Annotated in this window: 20 protein-coding genes and 1 pseudogene; 11 read left to right on the forward strand and 10 right to left on the reverse strand. The window is 67.3% G+C overall.

All coding sequences use genetic code 11. The annotated features are described in order from the left end of the window. The first annotated feature begins 126 nt into the window (after positions 1-126). Both B1991_RS17975 and B1991_RS17980 read left to right on the forward strand, forming a co-directional pair. Positions 127-1008, forward strand: a complete 882-nt coding sequence (locus B1991_RS17975; protein ID WP_136260046.1) for a pilin — start codon at positions 127-129, stop codon at positions 1006-1008. A 343-nt stretch (positions 1009-1351) separates the two neighbouring features. Then, positions 1352-1687, forward strand: coding sequence for a GNAT family N-acetyltransferase (locus B1991_RS17980; protein ID WP_136260047.1), 336 nt, complete (start codon positions 1352-1354; stop codon positions 1685-1687). A gap of 63 nt (positions 1688-1750) precedes the next feature. Here the strand turns inward: B1991_RS17980 and B1991_RS17985 are convergent, their stop codons facing one another. After that, complete coding sequence (locus tag B1991_RS17985; RefSeq protein WP_136260048.1) at positions 1751-2971, reverse strand: PQQ-dependent sugar dehydrogenase; 1221 nt, start codon at positions 2969-2971, stop codon at positions 1751-1753. A gap of 118 nt (positions 2972-3089) precedes the next feature. Next, on the reverse strand, positions 3090-4019 hold the full coding sequence (locus tag B1991_RS17990) for an AraC family transcriptional regulator (RefSeq protein WP_136260049.1): 930 nt from the start codon (positions 4017-4019) through the stop codon (positions 3090-3092). A gap of 131 nt (positions 4020-4150) precedes the next feature. On the opposite strand from B1991_RS17990, the gene B1991_RS17995 reads away from it, so the two are divergent. Together B1991_RS17995 and B1991_RS18000 are read left to right on the forward strand one after the other, a co-directional pair. Beyond that, complete coding sequence (locus B1991_RS17995) at positions 4151-4687, forward strand: carboxymuconolactone decarboxylase family protein (RefSeq protein ID WP_136260050.1); 537 nt, start codon at positions 4151-4153, stop codon at positions 4685-4687. 367 nt (positions 4688-5054) lie between these two features. Beyond that, entirely contained in the window at positions 5055-5882 is an 828-nt protein-coding gene (locus B1991_RS18000) for a hypothetical protein (RefSeq protein WP_136260051.1), read from the forward strand. 106 nt (positions 5883-5988) lie between these two features. Here B1991_RS18000 and B1991_RS18005 read toward each other — a convergent pair whose 3' ends face one another. After that, complete coding sequence (locus B1991_RS18005) at positions 5989-7842, reverse strand: ankyrin repeat domain-containing protein (RefSeq protein ID WP_210772172.1); 1854 nt, start codon at positions 7840-7842, stop codon at positions 5989-5991. On the opposite strand from B1991_RS18005, the gene B1991_RS18910 reads away from it, so the two are divergent. The 5 genes from B1991_RS18910 (at position 7809) to B1991_RS18030 (ending at position 9811) form a co-directional block, all read left to right on the forward strand. After that, positions 7809-8222 carry a cupin domain-containing protein gene (locus tag B1991_RS18910; protein ID WP_210772173.1) on the forward strand — a complete coding sequence of 138 codons (414 nt, stop codon included), beginning with the start codon at positions 7809-7811 and terminating at the stop codon, positions 8220-8222. The two genes, B1991_RS18005 and B1991_RS18910, sit on opposite strands and share 34 nt — an antisense overlap. Further along, entirely contained in the window at positions 8153-8329 is a 177-nt protein-coding gene (locus B1991_RS19210) for a helix-turn-helix transcriptional regulator (RefSeq protein WP_425466716.1), read from the forward strand. Before B1991_RS18910 ends, B1991_RS19210 begins: the two co-directional genes overlap by 70 nt. Positions 8330-8464: 135 nt before the next feature. Further along, positions 8465-8740 carry a hypothetical protein gene (locus B1991_RS18020; RefSeq protein WP_136260054.1) on the forward strand — a complete coding sequence of 92 codons (276 nt, stop codon included), beginning with the start codon at positions 8465-8467 and terminating at the stop codon, positions 8738-8740. A 166-nt stretch (positions 8741-8906) separates the two neighbouring features. After that, the gene (locus B1991_RS18025; RefSeq protein ID WP_136260055.1) at positions 8907-9284 is read left to right on the forward strand and encodes a TonB-dependent receptor; all 378 of its coding nucleotides are present in this window, start codon (positions 8907-8909) and stop codon (positions 9282-9284) included. A 119-nt stretch (positions 9285-9403) separates the two neighbouring features. Continuing rightward, on the forward strand, positions 9404-9811 hold the full coding sequence (locus tag B1991_RS18030; protein WP_136260056.1) for a VOC family protein: 408 nt from the start codon (positions 9404-9406) through the stop codon (positions 9809-9811). A 64-nt stretch (positions 9812-9875) separates the two neighbouring features. Here B1991_RS18030 and xth read toward each other — a convergent pair whose 3' ends face one another. Together xth and B1991_RS18040 are read right to left on the reverse strand one after the other, a co-directional pair. After that, positions 9876-10670, reverse strand: coding sequence for an exodeoxyribonuclease III (xth, locus tag B1991_RS18035; RefSeq protein ID WP_136260057.1), 795 nt, complete (start codon positions 10668-10670; stop codon positions 9876-9878). A gap of 101 nt (positions 10671-10771) precedes the next feature. After that, on the reverse strand, positions 10772-11671 hold the full coding sequence (locus B1991_RS18040; protein ID WP_136260058.1) for a LysR family transcriptional regulator: 900 nt from the start codon (positions 11669-11671) through the stop codon (positions 10772-10774). Positions 11672-11782: 111 nt separating this feature from the next. Here B1991_RS18040 and B1991_RS18045 point away from each other — a divergent pair, with 111 nt between their 5' ends. Continuing rightward, positions 11783-11968 (forward strand): 4-oxalocrotonate tautomerase, encoded by a 186-nt coding sequence (locus tag B1991_RS18045; protein ID WP_007809182.1) that lies wholly within the window; start codon positions 11783-11785, stop codon positions 11966-11968. A 22-nt stretch (positions 11969-11990) separates the two neighbouring features. Next, on the forward strand, positions 11991-12386 hold the full coding sequence (locus B1991_RS18050) for a DOPA 4,5-dioxygenase family protein (protein WP_136260059.1): 396 nt from the start codon (positions 11991-11993) through the stop codon (positions 12384-12386). 309 nt (positions 12387-12695) lie between these two features. On the opposite strand, the pseudogene B1991_RS19215 reads toward B1991_RS18050, so the two are convergent. The 5 genes and pseudogenes from B1991_RS19215 to B1991_RS18075 form a co-directional block, all read right to left on the reverse strand. Beyond that, a pseudogene (locus B1991_RS19215) lies at positions 12696-12800 on the reverse strand (LysR family transcriptional regulator); the annotation flags it as partial. A 55-nt stretch (positions 12801-12855) separates the two neighbouring features. After that, a complete protein-coding gene (locus tag B1991_RS18060; RefSeq protein WP_136260060.1) occupies positions 12856-13512 on the reverse strand; it encodes a glutathione S-transferase family protein in 657 nt (218 codons plus the stop codon). A 50-nt stretch (positions 13513-13562) separates the two neighbouring features. Continuing rightward, the gene (locus B1991_RS18065; protein ID WP_246031233.1) at positions 13563-14786 is read right to left on the reverse strand and encodes an acetyltransferase domain-containing protein; all 1224 of its coding nucleotides are present in this window, start codon (positions 14784-14786) and stop codon (positions 13563-13565) included. Between the two features lie 2 nt (positions 14787-14788). Continuing rightward, positions 14789-15268, reverse strand: a complete 480-nt coding sequence (locus tag B1991_RS18070) for a VOC family protein (protein ID WP_136260061.1) — start codon at positions 15266-15268, stop codon at positions 14789-14791. Positions 15269-15365: 97 nt separating this feature from the next. Further along, a partial coding sequence (locus B1991_RS18075) for a sensor domain-containing diguanylate cyclase (RefSeq protein WP_136260062.1) occupies positions 15366-16067 on the reverse strand: 702 nt, incomplete at its 5' end.

A 16067-nucleotide genomic window follows, 5' to 3' on the forward strand; every position in this document is an offset into this window, starting at 1 on the left:
AGGCCATCGGGGTGCTCGTCCACGACGACAAACGAACGGAGGCGGAGCCCTCTAAACTGCTGCAAGTTGGGACTTGTACTCGTTTCGCTTACTTCCGTCTTATCGAACCGCAAAAGGACCTTGTGCGTGGAACAACTGTTCCGTCTTGTCGACTCGAATGCGACTTTGTACGCGGCGGCACTCCTGTTCACCGTCGGGGTGGTGCTGTGGCTTGCGTGGGCGCGGTTCTTTCACGAGAGGGAGGGCCTGAAACGGGTTCCCCATTTCGTGATGGCGTTGTCGGTGCTGGTGTTTTTCGTCGGTCGCTATGCCCACGCGGCCACGAATGGCCTGGAGGGGGTCGCCTGCGTGGCAGGGCGGTATTCGCTACGCCTGGTTTGTTTCAGTCATGACGAGCGCGCGGGGATGTACTGGGGCGTGGCCGCGCTGCAGACGTTTATCTCGGCGGTACTCCTGATTGCGGCGGTGCTGGTCCTTGTGCATCTCGCGCGGCCGGGCAAGTCGGACAATCGCGTGTGGGCAGCGAGTCGGCTGCGCCGCGCGGATAATGCCGGGTGGCCCGTCGCAGGCCAGGCGAGGCGGGAAGGGACGTTTCGGCTATTCCTGTTCGCCAGTTGGACGATCACGCTGGCGACCCTGGCATGGGTTGCCGTGTCGCTGAACCGGGTCGACGCGGTGCGAGGGCAGGTGGCCGAGGCGTTCGCATCGGTGGCGTTCGAGCGAGGTACCGTCGAAACCTATCTGCAAGACCACGGCAGGCTGCCCGAGGACAACAAGGCGGCTGCCTTGCCGTCGCCTGCGGAACTGCACAGGCGCAACCTGAGCGAAGTCGAGGTCATCAAGGGAAGCCTGCTGCTCAAGTTCGACGCAGCGACGGCGGACGTGCATCTTGCCGGTCACCAGGTGCTGTTGATTGCGGTACGGGACGGCAGGCAGGTGCATTGGCATTGCGCAACCTTCGATGTCGACGACAGATATCTTCCCGTCCACTGCTCGGCGAATCTGTGAGTTGAGATATGGGGGGCCCGGGTCGGAGCGCACTTCAGGGAGCCTCCCACCCAGGCTCCTGATCATTGGCTCCCGGATCCATCGAGGCGGTAGCGGACGTCCGTTGACCCACCCGCGGCCTTGAACCTCGCAAGTCCGAACCTCCCGGGCCTTGCGCACGACCCCCAAACCCTTGCACGCGAGCCTCCCTGGCTTGCGCGCGAAGGCTTCAGGGTTGCGTACGAGGAGGAAGCCGTTGCACGCGATGTTCCAGAGGTTGCCATCGGGGGCAGAGGACGTGGCGCCCGGCGTGTGCATGGCACACTGTTGCCATCCCCACGGGTTCACGCCCAGGAGCCGAGCCATGACTGACGTGCATGTCACCCGGGAAGAACATGGCCGGCATGGCCGCTATGTCGCCACGGTAGCCGGCATCGAGGCCGAAGCCGAACTGGTTTTCACGCATCGTGGGCCGGGGCTGATCAGCGCGGATCACACGCTCGCCCCGGAGAGCCTGAAGGGAACCGGGGCGGCGGCGGTGCTGGTCGATCGGCTGATCGCCGATGCGCGCGGGCAGGGCTTTCGGATCATCCCGTTCTGCCCGTACGTCCGTGCGCGCTATTTGCGGAACCCGGCCTGGCAGGACGTGATGACGGTGGCGCCGGGCGTAGTGCCGGAACCCTGTGCCGACGAGACGTGACGTCCGGCGCGGGCGCATCCGTGCCGCGTGCAGGTCGTCCGAAACGCCGGCCGGCTCATCGAATCATTTCGGCGTGAGCCGATACAGCCCGCCGGGACTGGCATCCTCCACCATCCACAGCGATCCGTCCGGCGCTTCTTCGATGTCGCGGACGCGTTTGCCGACGTCCCAGCGATTGACCGCGGTGGCGCCGCCCTTGCCGTCGAAGGTGACGCGGACGATGGCCTCGCTGGCGAGCCCGCTGATCAGGGCGCTGCCGTTCCATTGCGGGAACATGCTGCCCTTGCAGAACATGATGTTGCCCGGCGCGATCACCGGGTCCCAATAGATCACGGGCTTGACCAGGTCGGGTCGCGTATCGGGGTTGGGGATGGGCACGCCGTCGTAGTTCTTGCCGTAGGAAACCAGCGGCCAGCCGTAGTTCTTGCCGCGCTGGACCAGGTTCAGTTCGTCGCCGCCGCGCGGGCCGTGCCCGAGCTCCCACAGCCGGCCATCGGGAGCGAAGGCGAGGCCGTAAGGCGTGCGAAAGCCGGTGGCCCAGGTTTCGGCCGGCGTCAGGTTGGGCCCGGAGAAGGTATAGGTGCTGACCACCGGCGCCGTCTTGGCTGCCTCGGTGTCGGCTGGCGGATCGATCAGCGGAATGGTGCGGGCGCCGACCTTGCCTGCCCATGGATTGCCCGGCGCGGGTTTGCCGTCCAGTGTCAGTCGCAGGATCTTGCCCACGGGCTGGTTCGGATCCTGCGCGGGCGTGAAGCGCTGGCGGTCGCCCACCGTCAGGAACAGGTATTTGCCATCCGGTGAGAACGCCACCGCGGCGCCGGCCTGGCCGCCCTTGCCCGTGGGCATCTGGCGCCACAGCACCCGGAAGTCGTCCAGCCGGGGCTGCTTGCCGTCCAGCACGAGCCGGCCGCGGCCCAGCGCGAGGCCGCCGCCGTAGTCGCCCGGTGCGACATAGGTGAGATAGACGTTGTGGTCGGTGGCGTAATGAGGCGAGAGGAAGACGCCCAGCATGCCGTTCTGGCCCTGGAACCAGCTCGGCGGAACGCCCTCGAGTTCGGTCTTGACGCCCTGCGGGGTGACCAGCTGGACGCGGCCGACCTTCTCGGTCACCAGCATGCGGCCATCGGGCAGGAAGGCGATGCGCCAGGGCAGGTCGAGGCTGGCGACCTTGGTGATGGTGAACGGAAGGTCGGGGTCGGCTTTCTGGTCGCCTGCGTTGGTCTGCGCATGAACGGCGCTTGTCAGGAGAGTTGCAAGAAAGAGCGCGTTTGCCAGCTTTTTCATTTGCCTGTTTCCTTGCGTCCGGATGATCGGACATCGTAATGCCCCGGAGCTGTTCCGGTGTAATGCCTCAATCCGCGCGCCGATATCGAAAGCGGGTCGGAGCGAACCGGCCTCCTGATCACCCGGCCACGGGCGCCGTATGGGCCATCTGGCGACGGAACGCTGCAGGGCTGGTGCCGTGCGCGCGCTTGAATGCCTGGCCGAAGGCGGCGCGCGAGATGTAGCCGCAGGCTTCGCCGATCTGCTCGATGGGGCGTGGGGTTTCGCGCAGCAGGCGTGCGGCGAGGTCCATGCGCAGGGCGGTGACCACGTCCATCGGCGTGGCCGGCGACAGTTCGGCGAAGTGCCGCGCGAAGCTGGCGCGTGACATGCGGCTGACCTCGGCCAGCCGTTCCAGTGTCCACGGTTCGGCGGGGGCGGCGATCACGGCGGCCAGGGCGGGACCTACGCGTGTATCCATCAGCAGGGCGAGCAGGCCGTGTTGCAGGTCGCCCTCGTTCATCAGCGTGCGCACCACCAGGGTGAACAGCGCGGCGGACAGATGCGCGATCACCGCGTCGCCGCCGGGCGAGGCCTGCAGGCTCTCATGGCGCATGGTGTGCAGCAGCGCGTGCAGGCCGGCGTAGTCGTCGCGGCCCTTGGTGTGCAGATGCACTACCTCGGGCAGCGCCCGCAGCAGCAGGGCGCGGTGGCGGCCCAGCTCGAAGGTGCCGCAGAGCATCTCGAAGTCGCTGTGCGGTGCATCGCTGGCCAGTTCGACGAGGCGGCCCAGCGGGCGGCGTACTTCGGCAAACGTCATGGTGGCGCCATCCGCGTGCCGCATGGTGTGCGCGGAGCCGTGCGGAAACAGCACCAGATCGCCGGCCACGAACGGCCGTCGCTCGCGGCCCACTTCCAGCACGGCTTCGCCGGTCAGCACCACGTGGTACGGCACCTGGCCTGGCGGCGTTCCCGGGTGCGGCGCCGACCATGCGCCGGCATAACGGCACAGCAGGTCCACCCGCCCGTGCAGGCCCATCGAAGCCACCAGCGCGCTCAGACTGTCCATGGGTACCTCAAGACGAACGAAACCAGGATCGAGACGCGCGCAACACGATGGCGTGGGCGCGACGCCCACCATTGTCTCCACCGGCAGATGCCCAAGGCAACGCCGCCTCTTTCTTCCACAGGAGTTACCCCATGACCCGTTTGCACACAGTCGCCCCGGACCAGGCCGGCCAGGAAGCTGCCGAGCTGTTCGGCATCGTCAAGCGCAACATCGGCAAGGTGCCGAATCTCTACGCCACCATCGGCAGCAACGCGCCGGCCGTGCTGGCCCACGTGCTCGACACCGGCGCCACGCTGGCGAAGAGCTCGCTTTCCAGGCGCGAGCAGGAAGCGATCAACCTTGCCGTGAGCGAAGCCACCGGCTGTGACTATTGCCTGGCCGCCCACACCATGACCGGCAAGCTGGCCGGCTACACGGCGGAGCAGACGCGTGAATTGCGCAGCGGTGCCTATGCCGAAGACGCGCGCATCGATGCGCTGGTGAAATTCGCGCTGCAACTGGTGCAGCAGCGCGGCACGCTGGACGTCGCCGCGGTCGATGCGCTGAAGGCGGCCGGTTTCGACGATCGCCAGCTGGTCGAGATCCCGCTGGTGGTGAGCGCGATCCTGTTGACCAACATGGTCAATCGCATCAACGACACCACGCTGGATTTCCCCAAGGCCGCGTGAACCAGTGCGCGACAACGAAACGGGCGCCCTGTGGCGTCCGTTTCGTCGTGCTTTCATCTGGCGCATTCCCGGGACAGTACGGATACAGATGGCAAAGATGGCATCACGGCGCATGGCGTTCGTCGGAAGGGAAAACGGAGAGAGTCGCCCGGGAATGGAGGCGGCGCCCTGCCTTGCGGACGAGAAAAGCGGGCAGCCTGGTCCCGCTGGCTGGCAAGCCTCGCGAGACCAGCGTATGGTCCGCACACGGCGCTGACTCAGGGGTGAGGCATGCCATGCACAGGGGAAGGTGGCATCTTCGCGGCTGCGGTGATGCACGGTGCGGAATCGTCGATCAACTGAACTTCAATCGAGCAGGGATCCACACATGTCACGTTTCCGTCTTTTTCGCCGCGCCCTGGGCGTGAGCCTTGGCCTGGCTGCTGCCTGCGTGTCGCTGCCGGCCCTCGCCAGCGATCCGGTCGCGGTGACCTTCGCGGCCAACAGTGTCTGGGCGCAGGAAATCGGCAACCTCACGCATTCGGACAGCTCGGTCGATTACACGGTGCCGGTCGCGGCGGGCAAGACGTTGCAGCTCAACCTGCTCACCCGCAACCCCAACCTGCATTTCAGGGTGGAAGACCAGACCCGCGGCAAGCGGTTGCTGGATACGGCCAAGACCGGCGAATCCAGCTGGACCTTGCCGAACGCGCCGGCCGCCACGTATGCGATCCGCGTCTACGTCGATCCTGCCGCGATGCCGTCGGGCGACACTTCCAAATACGCGTTGCAGATCGGGCAGTACGGGGTCGAAGACCTGCAGGTGCCGACGAGCGCGGTGACCTTCGAGGCCGGCAAGCCATGGGCGCAGCAGGCAATGACCTTGCAGCCAGGCGCCACCGCGCACAACTTCACCGTGGCCATCGCGGCGGGCATGATGATGAAGATCAACCTCATCTCGAACAGCCCCGGCTTGCACTTCAAGGTGACCGACCAGACCCATGACAAGGCGCTGGTCGACACCAGCACGACCGGGGCCAATACCTGGACTGAGTCGGTGGCGACAGCGACGAATTACCTGATCCAGGTGTACGTCGACGCGGCGGCGCCGGCCGGTCAGACCCAGTTCGCCCTGCAGGTCGGGCAATACCCGTCGGGGAACACGCAGCCCGCCGGCGCGACCACGGCCGCGGCGCCTTCCACGCCATCGATGTGATCGCCTCCGAAGAGGCCGGCGGCCGCTTCGGGAGTGACAAGGCAAAACCGGGGTCGGCGTGCGCATTCGGCATGCCGACCCCTTCTTTCGTGGCGCGCCGCTGTGCTCAGTCCGTACCCGGGCGCAAACCGTCGAAATAAGCGGCAATCTCTTCCGGAAACGCGTAGCGCTCCTCCGGTATGGGCGAGCCGGCGTCGATCAGCGCTTCCGCGCAGGCCAGCCAATCGCCGCCGGGCGTGGTCTCGGCCCGGGACGCGAAGCTGAGCGTGCCGTAGACGTTGTCCTTGAAACCGTGGCGCTCGTCGTAGCGCGCGCCGTGGGCGAGCAGGAAGCGTGCGAGCGAGGCGTTGCCGCGGAATACCGCCCAGTTGAGCGCGCTGCCGTCGATGTCGCCGCCGCGCACCGTGATCGGCCAGCCCGCCTCGACCATCACGCGTACGGCTTCCTCGTCGTTGCCGGCGGCCATTTCCGGCAGCAGGCGCAATGCGGCGGGCGGCAGCTTGCCGATGAGGCCGGGGTCGTCGGCCAGCATCGCCTGCACGGTAGCGCGATCGCCTCGCGCGCATGCGCCGAGGAAGGCGTCATGCGGGCGGTCGTCGGGCATCGCGCCGGCTTGCACCAGTTGCCGGGCCACTTCGACGAGGCCGAGGCAGCACGCCAGGCGATAGGCGGAGACGCCGTGTTCGTTGCTTGCCGAAGGATCGGCGCCGGCGTCGAGCAACAGGCCGATGGTCGCAGGCGAGCGACGGCGGCGGATCGCGTGCAGCAAAGGGGTGCCGCCGGGGCCGGGTTCGTTCGGATCGCCGCCGTGGGCGAGCAGCAGGCGCACTGTGTCGGGATGCTCATGGTCGAGCGCGCGGAACAGCGCGTTGCACCCGGTGACACGGGCGCCGGCCTCGAGCAACAAACGAGCGATGCTGCTGTCGGCGATCTCGGTGGAGTGATAGAGCGATTCGTTGTCGTCGGGATCGGCGCCGGCTTGCAGCAGTCGCCGCGTGAGTGCGATGTCGTGGTTGCGACCGGCGGCGCCGTACAGGACGCTGAGCGAATCGTGTGGCAGCTCCGGATCGGTCCATCGCGCATCCGGATCCGCGCCGGCGTCGAGCAGCAGGTCTGCGCAGGCGCGGATGCCCGGCGCACGGGCGGGCAGGGCGATCAGCCCGGAAAAGGTGGCGCAGGCGAGCGGCGGCATGCCGTTGTCGGCGCGGGCCGTCGTGGCCCAGACGGGATCGGCAGCGAGGGTGGCCTGCACCGTGGCAACGTCGCCGATGGCGCAGGCGAGCGCGGGCTCGCCGGCCAGCAGGTCCGGATGTTCGCGCAGCAGGCGTTCGGCCAGCGCGGGTTTGGCCGTCTGGTAGCCGTGGCCGAAGGCCCAATGCATCCATTGGCGTTTGCGCGCGAGCGTGTCGACCGAGGCGGCCTGCAGCGCGACGTAATCCTTCAACTGCGACCACGAGCCGAAACCGTACTCGCGTGCGATGCAGGACTGCGCGTCGTGCAGGTGCAGCCCCATCGCGGCGATGGCGGCGTGATCGAGCCGGGCAGCGGCGGGCAGGGCAAGGCGAACGCGTTCGAGCGCATCGGGCTCGCCGTGGTGGACGCCCTCGAGCAGCCGCTTGGCCTGCTTCTTCAGATGGTCCAGGTGCGGACGGGCGGGCAGGTTCTTCATGACAACCTCCATGCAATGAATGCCGAAGGTCCGCAATCCCGGCTGCACAAAGGTTGATGGTGGCCAGCGATGGACAAGTGGGTTGAACCCTTCCCGCGGACCCGGAGGCGGCTTGCGACGCCGGGGCGTGAGCATAGACCAGGAGGGAGGCGCGGCCAATCGCCGGGTGGCGTTGGCGTGGCACCCCGCGCGCCGACCGCAGGTGCGAGCGACGCAAAGGCGGAATGTGTTGCCACCGGACTCCGACAGCCAGTTTCGTGAGCGGTGGCAAGGCTGCCTGGCAATTTCCACGATCGGCCCACGCGTGCCTGGTCGAACACAAGGGCCTGGGTGAGGTGCCGCAGCTCAGCCACGGCCGAGGCGGCGAAGCGACCCGCATGGTTTGTGGCTGCCTCGCGTGCGACTCGGCGCTGTTCAAGACGCTGCTTGCGGCCTCATCCCGCCTGATGATCATCAACATGCAGGACGGCGGTTCCCGCGGCAGATGGCTGGAGTCGTCGATCCGTTTCAGTCTTGACGAATATGTCGATCCCAAGGCGGGGCCGGGACGTCGCGCTCGGCATCGACTGAACGCTTCACCACGGTCATCGGCCAGCCACCGATGCAATACCTCGCGCATTGGCGTCTTCAGCTGGCCGCCGATCGCCTGCGCAGCAGTCGTGGTTCGGTGATGTCGATCGCCGCAGATGCGGGTCATGAACCGGAAGCCGCCTTCAGGCGCGAATTCGGCAGCCCCCGTCGACCTGGCGCCGCCAGGGGACGGCGGCGCCACGCGTGATCGAGGAAGAGACGGTCCACGCCGGAGTGCCGGCGTAACCGACGGCCTCCGGGCTGAACGAAAGCGGCACGGCAGCTTCACGTTGTCGTGGAGGCGGTGTTCGTAGCATGGCCGGACCACTCCCGGGAGCATGTCATGGCCGATGAAAATGCCGGCAAGCAACTCGATCACGTGACGGACACGCTGGCGCAGCTCAAGGAGATGCGCCACTACGCGAAGAACAATGTGGAGCACCTGACCGCGATCTGGCTGTTGTTCGACGGCGAATTGTCGAAGCTGAAACAGACCGACAAGATCGACGACCTGATGAATCGCCAGGGCCAGCTCCATGATGCGCTGGAGACGGTGATCGCCGATCTGGAGGCCTTGCAGCAGAAACTGCAGCCGCCGCCGGAGGGCACGGCGGGCTGAGGATCGGGTTTCGCGGCTGATCCGTTCGATCGTCGGCACCATGAAAAGGTGCGGGGGGCCACTCCGGTTTTGCGGATATGTGGAGCACAATCGCCCGGCGGCGATGCGCAGCCGGCAGCGCATCGTGCGACATCGGCGCCGGTCACAGGCTACCAGGGGAATCAGCATGACGCTCGATCGGAAGTTTCTGCTCTGCGGTCTTGCCTATGCCATCGCGGGCATGGGGCTCGGCATCTACATGGCGGCTTCGCACGACCACACATTGTTTGTGGCCCACGCGCACATCCTGCTGGTGGGTTTCGTGGTGTCCTTCGTCTACGCCCTGATCCACAAGCTGTGGCTCGTCGGCGCGGGTGGACGGGTCGCCGGCTTCCAGTTCTACCTGCACCAGCTCGCCGCGCTGGCGATGGTCGTCGGCCTGGTGCTGCTTTACGGCGGTACGGTTCCCGAAGTGACGCTCGAGCCGCTGCTGGGCCTGGCGTCCGTGAGCGTGCTGGTCGCCGTGCTGTTGATGGCCTGGATGGTCCTGCGATCGCGTGGCTGAGTGGAGGTGTCGGGGCCGTCCCGGCGAAGCGCGGCGCCTCGTCTGATCCGCGCCGCTTCGCTTGTCGATTTCCGTCCCGGCCGTTCGTCGCCCTGGCACAACTCACAGAGGAATTCGCCATGGCCCGCATGATCTTCGTCAACCTTCCGGTGTCCAGCCTGCCTGCCTCGATGGCTTTCTACGAGGCGCTGGGTTTTTCCAACAATCCGCAGTTCACCGACGAGACCGCTGCCTGCATGGTGTGGAGCGAGGCGATCTACGTGATGCTGCTCACCCACGACAAGTGGCGCACGTTCACCGATCGCCCGATTCCGCCACCGACCTCGAGCGAGGTTTCGCTCGCGCTTGCGCTGGACAATCGCGAGGCCGTCGATGCGATGATCGAGGCGGCTGCGGCCCACGGCGGCACCGCCGACATCAATCCCGTGCAGGAACTGGGCTTCATGTATGGCCGCGACCTGGCCGATCCGGATGGACACATCTGGGGGCCGTTCTGGATGGATATGGCGGCCGTGCCCGCGGCTTAGCCATCGAAACGGGCGCATGCTTCCCGCGGGCCGGTTCCACCCTCGACGGAATCACGGCGGCGGCTCAGTCCGCCGCCACCTCGACCCAGGTGGGTGCGTGGTCGCTGGCCTTTTCCTGCAGCCGCACCCAGCGGTCCACGCCGGCCTTTTTCAGGCGTTTCGCCAGCACCGGGTTCAGCAGGACGTGATCGATGCGCAGCCCTCGATCGCGTTCGGCGTGCTGGCGGAAGTAGTCCCAGAACGTGTAGATGCGCTCGTCGCCGAACACCTGCCGCAGTGAGTCGGTCCACCCCTGCTCCAGCAGTTGTTCGTAGGCGTGCCTCGACTGCGGCTGCAGCAGCGCATCCTTGCGGAAGGACCTGGGGTCGTAGACATCCTCGTCGGTGGGGATGACGTTGAAGTCACCCATCAACGCCACCGGCTGCGCCACGTCCACCATGGTAGTGGCGTGGCGGCGGAGCCGCTCCATCCATTGGAGCTTGTATTCGAACTTCGGCCCGGGCTGGGGGTTGCCGTTGGGCAGGTAGAGACCGCCGATGACGATGCCGTGGATGGCGGCCTCGATGTACCGGCTCTGCTTGTCTGACGGGTCTCCGGGCAGGTCGCGGCGGCTTTCCACCGGCATGCTGTCCCGGCCCAGCAGGGCCACGCCGTTCCACGACGCCTGGCCGTGCCAGATGGCGCCGTAGCCCGCCTTTTCCAGCGCGTCCGCCGGAAAGGCCTGGTCGGTGGCTTTCAGTTCCTGCAAGGCCACGATGTCCGGCTGCTCCTTGCCGAGCCAGTCGAGCAGGTGGGGCAGGCGGCTGCCGATGCCATTGACGTTGAAGGTTGCCAGTTTCAGGGTTTTCTTGCGTGGCATGGACGGTGTCCTGCGGGTGCGGGAAGGGCGGCCAAGGTGTAGACGAACGGATGTGCACGCGATGCAAGGGAACGGATGCAGCAGGTTGCCCAGGCATCCCGTCACTGCTCCGGCGAGGGACCGAACCGCTCGACCAGGAAGTCGATGGCGGTGCGCAGCTTGGCGGTGGGATGCAGGTTCTGCGGATAGATCAGGTACATCGGCGAGGGCGCCAGCGACCACTCGGGCAGTACCGGCAGCAGGCGGCCGGTGGCCAGGTCATCGGCGAGCACCGCCTCGGGTTGGAGCACGATGCCGATGCCGTTCAGTGCGGCGATGCGCAGGGCATCGCCCTGGTTCGCCGTGAAGCGGCCCTGCACGGCGACGTTGCAGGTGGCTCCGCCGGGCCCGACCAGTCGCCAGAGGTCGTGCCGCCGCCAGTAAGACAGGCCCAGGCACTCGTGCCCAGCGAGTTGCTGCGGATGGTCGAGCTGGCCATGTCGATCCAGGTAGGCCGGTGCCGCGGCCAGGCGTCGACGGTAAGGTTGCAGCGGGCGGGCGACCAGGCCGGACTCGTTGATGTCGCCGATGTGGATGCCCAGCTCGAAGCCTTCGTCGACGAGGCTGGGACGACCGTTGTCCAGCGTCAGTTCGACGCCGACTTCGGGGTAGCGCGCCATGTATTCGCTCAGCGCCGGCACCAGGCTGTGGCTGCCGAAACTCACCGGCGACACCAGCCGCAGGCGGCCGCGTGGGCTGGATTGCAATTCCGATGCGCTGGCCTCGGCCAGTTCCACGTCGGCCAGCGCCTGCTTGCAGCGCTCGTAGTAGAGCCGGCCCACGTCGGAAAGCTGTTGCCGGCGAGTGGTGCGGTGGAGCAGGCGCGCTCCCAGTCGATCCTCGATGGCGCGCACGTGCTTGGCGACCATGGTGGCCGAAACCCGGCTGAGCTCGGCGGCGGCAGTGAAGCTGCCGCTTTCCACCACCCGCACGAACATTTCCATGCCGGCCAGCTTGTTCATTATTGACAACCTTGGGGTTTGAAATGGGTCAAATCATGGCATGTTTATCAAGTTGCACGCGGGGCGCACGATGGCCGCCGCCTCGATCCGGGGCTTTTATCGGAGAACACCATGCCCACCCTGCACCTCGAAATGCTGCCCGGCCGCACCGTGGAACAAAAGCGCGCCTTCGTGCGCGAAGTGACCCGCGCCACCGCCGAAACGCTGGCCTGTCCGCCGGAAAGCGTGGATATTCTGATCAGCGAAGTGCCGCGCGACGGCTGGGCCAAGGCTGGCAAGTTGATGGCGGATGCGTGAGGCCGGCGAGCGGAGGAACGACATGAGCGAACACGGCGCGCCCTGGCACGCGCACATCTACTGCACCGCCGAAACGCGTGCCGCGACCGAGGCCATGCGGCGTGACCTGATCGACCGCATGCACTCGGGCGCGATCCCCCGGCTGCTCTTCGTCGGCCAGCTCAAGGACGGCAAGGCCGGCCCGCATCCGATCCCGCAGTTCGAGATCCACTACACGGAAGAAGCGCTGCCGGCCATCCTCAAGCTGATCGAAGCCTCCGGTCTGACCGCGCTGGTCCATCCGCTCACCGACGACGACCTGGCCGACCACACGACGCTGGCGCACTGGATCGGCACGCCGATCGAACTCGACCTGAGCACGCTCGATCCGCCGGGCATGAATCAGGGTGTCGCGCGTTTCGCCAGGTCGGACTTCTGAGGCCGGGGAGCGCTGGGCGGCGGTCGTGCCCGCGCCCGTGGAAGCTTTCGCCAGAATGACTGGAGGGAGGTGAATGGCGGCCGGGCCGCCGCTCACCTTGTCCGCTTGCGCTGCGCCCGATCCCAGTACGGCGGATCGCCGAAGCAGCTTTTCAGGTGGGCGATGAACAGCGGTGCCTTGACCGCGTGCGAGCGGCCGGGCATGCGCGCACGGCGTGGATCGCAGATGCCGAGAACCTGGGCGGCGCGGCCGCGCCGGGAACAGCGACACCAGTTGCCTGGCCCGCACGAGCTCGGCGGCCATCCAGCTGGCCAGATGAACGATGCCGAGGCCGGCGACGGCCGCCTGCAGCAACGCTTCGGTGTCGTCGCTGCGCAGCGTGCCGCGGATCGGCAGCGCAGCACAGCGATGCACCCCTGCGAAACACCACCATCCCGGCGACCTGCTCGAGGCGAGCGCCGGCGGGCCTTCAACCGGCGGCGGCGTGCTTGCCGGTGAACACCGCCAGTTGTGCGGCGAACGCGCGCTTGTACGCGGGGCGTGCTTCGCCGCGGGCGACGTAGGCGGCGAGGTTCGGGTACTCGCCCAGCATGGCCGAGGGCTTCAGCCGCAGCAGCGTGTGGACCATCATCAGGTCGCCGGCGCTGAACGCGCCGTCGAGCCAGTCGGCATCACCCAGCCGAACGGCGAGCTGGCCCAGTCGGTGGCGGATGCGGTCCCTGATGAGCGGCAGCCGCTCGGCAGCCCATGGCTTGTCGCCTTCCAGGAATCTGGCGGTTTGCAGCTCGAGGATCGGCGGCTCCACCGTGTTGAGTGCAGCGAACATCCACATGATGGCGCGCGCCCGGGCATTCGCGTCGTCGGGCAACAGGCCGGCGTGGTGTTGCCCGAGGTGGAGCACGATCGCGCCGGACTCGAACAACGTCAGCTCGCCTTCTTCGTAGGTGGGAATCTGCCCGAACGGGTGCAGCGCCAGGTGGGCGGGCTGCTTCATCGCGCCGAATGAAACGAGGCGGACCCGGCAAGGTTGGCCCACTTCTTCGAGCGCCCAGCGCACGCGCATGTCGCGCGCGAGTCCCTGGCCCCGGTCGGGCGAGCTTTCGAAGGCGGTGATGGTGGGGATCATGGTCAGACTCCGGGTGATGGCGCCACGGGGGAGAACGCCCCGGGCGACGCTTACAGGTAGCTCAGCCACCAGTCCCTGCGCCGCCGCTTGAGTCCGGCGTACCAGCGGCACAACGGATAGAGCGCGAGCACCACGCCGGCCCACAGCAGGTAGATCACGGGCAGGCTCGCGGCCCAGCCGGCCGGCGCGGTGAACGGAAAATGGCCCAGGTCCGGCGAGCGGAACATGCCGTCGACGCTGCCGAAGCGCAGGTAACAGGCCGCCACCGCCAGCAGGTGGATCAGGTAGAAATGCAGGACGTAGAAGAACAGCGGCACCTTGCCGATGGTCAGTGCGGGGCGCAGCCAGCGCGGCACGCCGCCGTCGACCACACGCAACAGCAGCAGGGCAGGCCCCAGCGTCATCAGCAGGAACAGCAGCGACGGCGGGTACTTGCTGGTGTCGATGAACGACAGCAGCGTCCACAGCGGTGATTTCTGCACCGACCAGGGGAACGGATCGCCGTACACGTTCAGCAGCCGCAGCAGCACGAAGCCCGCGACGAGTCCGGCGCCGAGCCGGAGCAGGAGTGCACGGCGGCGCCCGTCATTCCAGCGGTAGGCCCGCCCCAGCGCGTAGCCCAGCGCCGTGACGCCCAGCCACGGGATCAGCGGATAGGCGACGAACACGACGTGTCGCGGGGTATTGATGAGAAAGCCCGGCGCATGCAGCACCGACCACAGCGGAGCGAGGCTGCCGAATGCACTGCCCTGGATGCCGTCGAGCAGGTTGTGGCCAGCTACCAGGATCACGCCGAATGCCACGATCGCCCAGTCGGGTAAGCGGATCAAACCGGCCAGCACGATCATCGACCAGCCCAGCGCCCACAGCACGGTGATGATGGTCACCCGATAGTCGAGATTGAACTGAAGCGCGAAGCGCATGACGACCACTTCGAGAAACAGCAGCCACAGACCGCGGGTGAGCAGGAAGCGCGACAGCTCGTTCTTCGACAGGCGTTGCAGCGCGAGCCGCGCACCAGTGCCGGTGAGCAGAAAAAACACCGGGGCGCAGAAGTGGGTGATCCAGCGCGTCAGGAAAAGCGGCGCCGTGGTGGTGGCCAGGTCGGTGGGGTTGGCACCGAGCGTGCCGAAGAAATCGTGCACGTGGTCCAGCGCCATGAGCACGATGATGATGCCGCGCAGCAGGTCGACCGATTCGATGCGGAACCGGCCGGAAGGACTGCCGGAGGCCTCCCGGTCCCCGATCCGCATCGTGGCGACGTCTGCTGCCATCGTCAGCCGCGCACCGCGGCCTCGATCGCGGCGACGTCGATCTTGACCATCGTCATCATGGCGTCGAAAGCGCGCTTGGCCGTGGCGGGGTCGGGGTTGGTGAATGCAGCGGTCAGGACGCGCGGGGTGATCTGCCACGACAGGCCCCACTTGTCGCTGCACCAGCCGCAGGCGTTGGGCTGGCCGCCGTTGTCGATGATCGCGTTCCACAAGCGGTCGGTTTCGGCCTGGTCGTCGGTGGCGACCTGGAACGAGAAGGCGTTGGTGTGCGGCACGCCGGGGCCGCCGTTGAGGCCCAGGCAGGGGATGCCCATGACCGTGAATTCCACCGTCAGCACGTCGCCCTGCTTGCCTGCGGGGTAGTCGCCCGGCGCACGGTGGACGGCGCCCACCGCGCTGTCGGGGAAGGTCCGGGCGTAGAACGTCGCGGCTTCCAGGGCGGTGCCGTCGTACCACAGACAGATCGTGTTCTTGGGGGTCATGCGGGCTCTCCAGGTTGATGGCGGGGCCTGCCTTCGACGAACGGGCGGCCGGCAGATCGACATCATGCTGCGGCCGGCTGCCTGCTGCTTCCTCGGTTCAACCCTTCTCCAGGCGTTCCTGGCGGCGACGCTTGGCCATGTACATCGCGCGGTCGGCGTGGGCCAGCAGCGTCTCGGCGTCGGTGCCGTCACGCGGGAAAAAGGCGATGCCGATGCTGGCATCGGGTCGGAACGGGCCGTCGGGCAGGGTGCACGGCGAGCCGAGCCGGGCGCGCAGGTCATCGGCGATGATCCGGGCAGCCCGGCTGTCGCGGCAACCCGGCAGCACCGCCACGAATTCGTCGCCGCCCACCCGCGCCACCAGATCGCCCTGGCGCAAGCCCTGCTGCAGTCGCTGGCCCACTTCCCGCAGCACGCGATCGCCGGTGCCGTGGCCGCCGCGGTCGTTGACTTCCTTGAACCCATCGAGGTCGAGGTAGAGCACGGCAAGGCCGTCGCCGGTCTCCGCGGCATGCGCGATGGCGTATTGCAGTTCGGTGTACAGGTGGTGGCGGTTGGGCAGGCCGGTCAGGATGTCGTGGCTGGCCCGATGCTCCAGTTCGCGCTCGTTGCGGCGCAACTCGGTCACTTCGTGGGCGACGCCGATGCGCACGCCGTACTCCGGCAACCAGCGGGCCGACCACTGGATGTCCACGCTGTGGCCGTCGCGGTGGATGTAGCGGTTGCGGAAATGGCGTTGCAACTCTCCGGCCGTGACCCGCGCGGCCTGGTGCATGGTGGCCGCGCGGTCGTCCGGATG

Origin of the sequence: Rhodanobacter lindaniclasticus (assembly GCF_004799035.1) — a bacterium.
Classification (GTDB): domain Bacteria; phylum Pseudomonadota; class Gammaproteobacteria; order Xanthomonadales; family Rhodanobacteraceae; genus Rhodanobacter; species Rhodanobacter lindaniclasticus.

Coding starts and splice junctions, on each gene's coding strand:
- B1991_RS17990 (WP_136260049.1), bottom strand. CDS start 4,019: ATGGACAGTCTGAGCGCGCTGGTGGCTTCGATGGGCCTGCACGGGCGG.
- xth (WP_136260057.1), bottom strand. CDS start 10,670: ATGCCACGCAAGAAAACCCTGAAACTGGCAACCTTCAACGTCAATGGC.
- B1991_RS18020 (WP_136260054.1), top strand. CDS start 8,465: ATGGCCGATGAAAATGCCGGCAAGCAACTCGATCACGTGACGGACACG.
- B1991_RS18045 (WP_007809182.1), top strand. CDS start 11,783: ATGCCCACCCTGCACCTCGAAATGCTGCCCGGCCGCACCGTGGAACAA.
- B1991_RS17980 (WP_136260047.1), top strand. CDS start 1,352: ATGACTGACGTGCATGTCACCCGGGAAGAACATGGCCGGCATGGCCGC.
- B1991_RS18060 (WP_136260060.1), bottom strand. CDS start 13,512: ATGATCCCCACCATCACCGCCTTCGAAAGCTCGCCCGACCGGGGCCAG.
- B1991_RS18000 (WP_136260051.1), top strand. CDS start 5,055: ATGTCACGTTTCCGTCTTTTTCGCCGCGCCCTGGGCGTGAGCCTTGGC.
- B1991_RS18065 (WP_246031233.1), bottom strand. CDS start 14,786: ATGGCAGCAGACGTCGCCACGATGCGGATCGGGGACCGGGAGGCCTCC.
- B1991_RS18025 (WP_136260055.1), top strand. CDS start 8,907: ATGACGCTCGATCGGAAGTTTCTGCTCTGCGGTCTTGCCTATGCCATC.
- B1991_RS17995 (WP_136260050.1), top strand. CDS start 4,151: ATGACCCGTTTGCACACAGTCGCCCCGGACCAGGCCGGCCAGGAAGCT.
- B1991_RS18030 (WP_136260056.1), top strand. CDS start 9,404: ATGGCCCGCATGATCTTCGTCAACCTTCCGGTGTCCAGCCTGCCTGCC.
- B1991_RS17985 (WP_136260048.1), bottom strand. CDS start 2,971: ATGAAAAAGCTGGCAAACGCGCTCTTTCTTGCAACTCTCCTGACAAGC.
- B1991_RS18040 (WP_136260058.1), bottom strand. CDS start 11,671: ATGAACAAGCTGGCCGGCATGGAAATGTTCGTGCGGGTGGTGGAAAGC.
- B1991_RS18070 (WP_136260061.1), bottom strand. CDS start 15,268: ATGACCCCCAAGAACACGATCTGTCTGTGGTACGACGGCACCGCCCTG.
- B1991_RS18050 (WP_136260059.1), top strand. CDS start 11,991: ATGAGCGAACACGGCGCGCCCTGGCACGCGCACATCTACTGCACCGCC.
- B1991_RS19210 (WP_425466716.1), top strand. CDS start 8,153: ATGCAATACCTCGCGCATTGGCGTCTTCAGCTGGCCGCCGATCGCCTG.